Here is a 5,751-nt window from a genome sequence, read left to right as displayed (position 1 = left end):
TTGCAATCAGTTCAAGATCATCATCAACTTCAAGATACTGTTCTGGATCATCAGAGGTCAGGCTTCCGCTCCAGCCCGAGAACACCCATCCATCATCCGGCACAGCCTCGATATGAATTATTGTGCCCGGCTCATATCTTGCACCGGGCCAGTATGGATAACCATTTACCAGGATAGTACCCTCTCCGATTTTTTGAAAATCAATTGTCCGGTCCTCATCACTAGCCCAGCCAAAGTGTGCTGTTATGTCATGATCTCTGTTCATTGTAATGGAGATCATTTCAGAATACGCATTGTAGGTGCCGCCCCATCCTTCAAAGACCCATCCTGGTGCAGGAAGTGCACTCAGTTCGACAATTTCTCCTTCAGTAAATGTCAATGATCCCTCATACAGTTCATCATTGACAAAAACTTCTCCAATGCCTGATATGTTAATATCCAGGTTGAAGGTATCAGGTTCAGGGACCGGTATGGGATCGGGGTCAGGGTGGTCATAACCTGAGTAATAAAACCGTGAATCGGAATTAAGATACCATTCAAGCCCGGTTGTAGATCTGTAAAAATTGATTTCCAGTAACATATTATTAATGTTGCCCAGGAAACCAATTTGCCAGTGTGATGAGGTTTCTTCAATATCAACATCAAGATCGAAAATATACTCTGCCTTGGATATTTTCAGCCAGCTATTGTTTTCATCATTATAGCGGTACCATGCATAAGAGGTGAGATTATCGTTTACGTCCCAGTCATAATTTTCCTTTTCCAGGAGTATTTTTTCATCATCTTCATCCAGAAAATATATTACTTCAACAGGTCTTGGTTGCTGACCGACCATCAGGAATGTGGTCTCAAAATATGATTCCACTGACCACTCTTCCTCTGTTCGGTCATACTCCCATATTATGCCATAGTCAAGCTCACCATCAGGTTTCCAGAAGTATTCATGCCGTCTGTAAGGGTATATCTGTTCCTCATCCCAGGGGGTCCAGTATTGCGTCCTTCTGGTTATCTGTCCGTCCGGTCCGTCATATTCAGTTACATATTTTGTATACTCAACCCATATATCATCATCTGAGTCATATGTAAACCTAATGTACAGGGTTTCATGACCATCTTCATTGTATGCATAGGTTATCTTCTCTGAAAGCTCCCAGGAAGTGTCATCCCAGTCCCTTGTGTATTCAATAACCTCGGCACGCCTCCCTTCATTATCGTATGAGAACTCAGTCCATGTTTCATGGATCCAGATTTCGCTACTGCTGCTCCAGTAATATTCAAAGATCTCAGATACCTTGTTGTCGCCATCCCATATTACTTCTGTTTTATATTCTTTTTCCCACCGGCCATAATAAATATCATAAATGTACTCAATTTCACTTGTCATATTACCTCTATCATCAAAGCTGAGTGTGGATTTGTCCCGGAGTTCCATTTCAGGCCCATGGGTACTCTTTCTTCGGCCTATTATACTGTCGTTCACATAGAGTATCGTCTTTAGGGATTTGAGCCATGGTTTTTCAGGTTTTGCAAATTGCAGGGCACTGGACTCTTTGCTCAAACCTGTGAAGCTCTCTTTCAGCCTTTCGGGGAAGAGATCGTGAGATTTCTCAATTGATCGTCTCATTTCAGGATCCTGGCCTGATAAGGCCGAAGTTGTCAGTAACAACAGAAGCGCTAGTAGAGATGTTTTCATTTGTAATGTTTTAGGTTAACATTGCAGTTGATTTCAGTTGGCATCAAAAGTATTCAACTGTATCATTAATGTTGTGTGAGGTTACCATCTATAGCTATTTACAATTAGTCTATGTTTAAATAAAGTATTTTGATATAAGTTATTACAAATAATTGTCAATGTCAATAGTTTATGTTCTGAATCAGGTGTTTTATAATAATTATTGTGGGGAACCTCCATATTGATTTACCGCTCAGGTGCCGATTCTGACCGTCCGTCATTTTTTCTGTCACTTTTCTGGCAGAGAGGCAATTCTTTTACTAAATTTATATAAGGACAGGGGTTCATTGCCGGTTCGGCACTTGTTCGGATTGGGTCTATTGATGAATCTGCTTTGGTCCACTACTGGTCAGGCACTGGTGTTGCTTCGGTCCGATGATGGTTCGACGCCGGTTCGTCATCGGTGTGCCACGGTTTCGACACCGGTCCGACAAAAATAAACAGGAAAAGAGCTTTGCCATGGATCTGTTTCCCGCTTCGGTCACAGAAAGAACAGTTGAAGTATATTCTGCCCGCATTTCCGCGAAAAGCAGAATCATTTACTGGATAATCATACTCAGTATAGTTCTGGCACTGGCAAGTCTTCCACTGGTTTACACAGACATATCGGTCCAGGCGCGCGGCCTGTTCCAGTCCCCCATCGAAAGGCAGTCCCTTACAGCACCTGTTTACGGACGTGTTTCCCGTACATTCATAAAACACGGGGTCAGCGTTGCAGCGGGCGACACGTTGCTTGTTATCGGGTCGGAAGGACTGGAAGCAAGGGCCGCGCACCTCGGATCGTCAATCAGAGATAATGATCTTTTCATCACTGACCTTGTAACGCTGCTGGATAAATGCCTCGCGTCGGAAGCTGACGCAGGCTTAATGGTCACTCCCAGGTACAGGGCCGAGCTGACCAGCTTCCTTGCAACCAGGGAGCTGCAGGAGTTGAAGTACCAGCGCGCAAGGGCAGAATACGCAAGGTGCAGCATACTTTTCAGCCAGGATATAGTGCCGGTAGCTGAATACGAGAAGCTTTCAAGGGAGTACCGGCTTGCGGGAGCCACCCTGCGCCAAGTTGCGGCTGCCGGCCTTGCCGGTTGGCAGTCAGACCTTTCACAACTCACCGAACAACAGAGGCACCTGAGAGCCGAGTTTGAGCAGTTGAATGATGAACTCAGCAACAGGGTCATTACCGCGCCGGTTAAGGGGACCATCATACAAAGCTCCGACATCCAGCCGGGCAGCTATGTCATTCCGGGTCAGCCACTCGCAGAGATATCGCCTTACGGCTCACTGCTCGCCGTGTTTTACGTAACGCCAGCCGATATAGGCTTTATTCGCGTAGGCCAGTCCGTCCGGCTCCAGGTTGACGCCTACAATTTCCACCAGTGGGGGATGCTTGAGGGGGTCATAACCGGCATATCGGTTGATATCATCACCGAGGGAAATACAGCACTATACCGCGTACACTGTCTGCCGCACAGTACGGCTCTTGTCTCATCAGGCGGAGCCGTGGCCGGAGCGGGGAAGGGGATGACCTTCACAGCCAGGGTTCTGGTAACCCGCCGCAGCCTTTTCGACCTTTTATGGGACAAAGCTGATAGCTGGCTCAATCCCTATAACGGAAAAACAAGAGATTATGCCGGTACCGGTTAAGCAGAGGGATATAACCGATTGCGGTGCGGCATGCCTCGCTTCGGTAGCTTCCCATTACGGGATGCAGATGCCCGTGTCGAAGATCCGGCAATTTGCCGGCACCGACAAACGTGGCACCAATGTTCTCGGACTCGTTGAGGCCTCCAAAAAGATGGGATTTCTTGCAAAAGGTGTGAGGGGCGAGTTCGAAAGCCTTTTCAAGATACCCAAACCGGCCATAGCCCATATTATAGTCAACGAAACCCTGCACCATTACGTGGTGCTGGTAGCAGCCACTTCCAGGTGCATTACAGTCATGGATCCTGCAGAAGGGAAGATGCGCAGGATTTCGCACGAGGAGTTCAGGAAGCAGTGGACCGGGGTGCTTGTAATCCTGTACCCGGGCCGGGAATTCACCCCGCTAAGGGAAAAAGTCACCCCATCCCTTAGACTCTGGCACCTGGTAAGGCCCAATGCAGGTGTTCTGTTTCAGGCGCTGTGCGGGGCCCTGCTCTTTTCGGTGCTCGGGTTGTCAACCGCGATATTCGTGGGCAGGCTTGTTGATAACGTGATACCCTCGGGCAATGCCAACCTCCTAAACCTCCTGGGCATTGCCATGGCCGCCATCATCATGCTCCGCGTGCTGCTGAGCATATTCCAGTGGCTCTTTGTGCTCAAGACCGGCCAGAAGATAGATGCCGGACTTATCATGGGATATTACCGTCACCTGATGAAGCTGCCCCAGTCCTTTTTCGACAACATGCGCACCGGCGAGATCATATCGCGCATAGGCGACGCCGTCAAGATACGAGCCTTCATCAACGATGTGTCAATAAACCTGATAGTCAGCATTCTGATACTGATCGTCTCCTTCGCCCTGATGTTCACCTATTACTGGAAGATGGCCCTTGTGATACTGGTTGTTGTTCCCGCCTACGCCATCATCTACCTTGTTTACGACCGTCTCAACAGGAAGGTGCAGCGCAGGGTTATGGAACGTGCCGCCGACCTGGAGGCACAACTCGTCGAATCGCTAAGCTCTGCGGGCACCATAAAACGGTTTGCCCTCGAGGAGATTGCCACGCTGAAGACCGAAACCCGGTTTGTCGACCTTCTCGGCACAGCCTACCGGTCGGGACTCAATAACATCTTCTCCGGCGGCGCCACCAGCTTCGTTACGCAGTTACTAACCCTTATCGTGCTGTGGGCTGGCGCCGGGTACGTCCTTGGCAACTCCATAACCCCCGGCGAACTTCTTTCATTCTATGCCGTTACCGGGTACTTCACCGCTCCTGTGGCCGATATCATAGGGTTCAACCGAAACCTGCAGGACGCCTTTATCGCTGCAGACAGGCTCTTTGAAATATTTGACCTTGAATCGGAGCAATGTGAAGGACTTATTACGCTTAACGCGGAAATGACCGGCGACATAGTGTTCAACGACGTTGCCTTCAGGTACGGTACCCGGGTTGATGTATTCGACAACCTGAACCTGCGGATACCCAAAGGTAAGGTCACAGCCATAGCAGGAGAGAGCGGATCGGGGAAAACAACTTTGGCATCTCTGCTGCAGAATATCTACCCTCTGCTTTCAGGCCGGATACTCATTGGCGACCATGACATACGCAGGTTCAGCAGCAATTCCCTCAGAAGGGTCATATCTGTCGTACCACAGAGGATCGACATTTTTTCGGGCAGTGTAACCGAGAACATTGCACTTGACGATTTCGATCCGGATATGGAGAAGATCCTTCATATATGCAGAAAGCTGGGAATGAATGATTTTGTAGAGGAGCTGCCAGCCGGATATAACACGCTCCTGGGAGAGAACGGCTCAAATCTTTCAGGAGGCCAGAAACAGCGTATCGCGATAGCGAGGGCGCTTTACAGGGATCCTGCTGTGCTTATACTGGATGAGGCCACCTCATCGCTCGATTCGCTGGCAGAAGAGTATGTGCGGAGCGCCATAGAGCATCTTCGCAGCCAGGGCAGGACGGTGATAGTAATAGCACACAGGCTTTCAACCCTTAGCATAGCCGAACATGTTATAATGCTGGAGAGGGGCCGGCTTGTGCAGGAAGGCAGCTTCCATGAACTGATATCTGCCGACGGTCCGTTTCGCCGGATGTGGGAGAAGCAGGTTCCCGCTTTCGGACTTTGGGAGGAAAACAATTATTAAACCATCAATGATGAAGGTTTTGCAATATATTGAAAGGATTGAGATGATACACAAGCTGGTTGAGCAGGAGTGCACCGGCACACCCGGGGAGTTTGCCCGGCGTCTGGGTATCAGCCGCACCCGCCTCTACGAGGTAATGGATGACCTTAAGATGGAGGGAGCCCCCATAGCCTACTCCCGGTCCTGCAGGACTTTTTACTATGAAGAGCCGTTCCATATT

General features: G+C 49.0%; 4 protein-coding genes. 3 read left to right on the top strand and 1 reads right to left on the bottom strand.

What is annotated here, in order from left to right; translation table 11 throughout:
• Positions 1-1,624: hypothetical protein (locus tag EA408_00265; GenBank protein TVR75481.1), on the bottom strand; the 1,624-nt coding region annotated here is incomplete at its 3' end.
• 483 nt (positions 1,625-2,107) lie between these two features.
• On the opposite strand from EA408_00265, the gene EA408_00260 reads away from it, so the two are divergent.
• From EA408_00260 to EA408_00250, 3 genes are all read left to right on the top strand, one after another.
• The gene (locus EA408_00260; protein TVR75480.1) at positions 2,108-3,373 is read left to right on the top strand and encodes an HlyD family efflux transporter periplasmic adaptor subunit; all 1,266 of its coding nucleotides are present in this window, start codon (positions 2,108-2,110) and stop codon (positions 3,371-3,373) included.
• The gene (locus EA408_00255) at positions 3,357-5,531 is read left to right on the top strand and encodes a peptidase domain-containing ABC transporter (GenBank protein ID TVR75479.1); all 2,175 of its coding nucleotides are present in this window, start codon (positions 3,357-3,359) and stop codon (positions 5,529-5,531) included. The genes EA408_00260 and EA408_00255 overlap by 17 nt, the downstream gene beginning before the upstream one ends.
• Before the next feature lie 7 nt (positions 5,532-5,538).
• Positions 5,539-5,751 (top strand): DNA-binding protein (locus EA408_00250; GenBank protein ID TVR75478.1); only part of this gene is annotated, 213 nt, incomplete at its 3' end.

This window comes from Marinilabiliales bacterium, assembly GCA_007695015.1.
GTDB lineage: Bacteria > Bacteroidota > Bacteroidia > Bacteroidales > PUMT01 > PXAP01.
The sequence above is the reverse complement of the archived record's forward strand: the minus strand, read 5'-3'. Positions and strand labels throughout refer to the sequence as shown.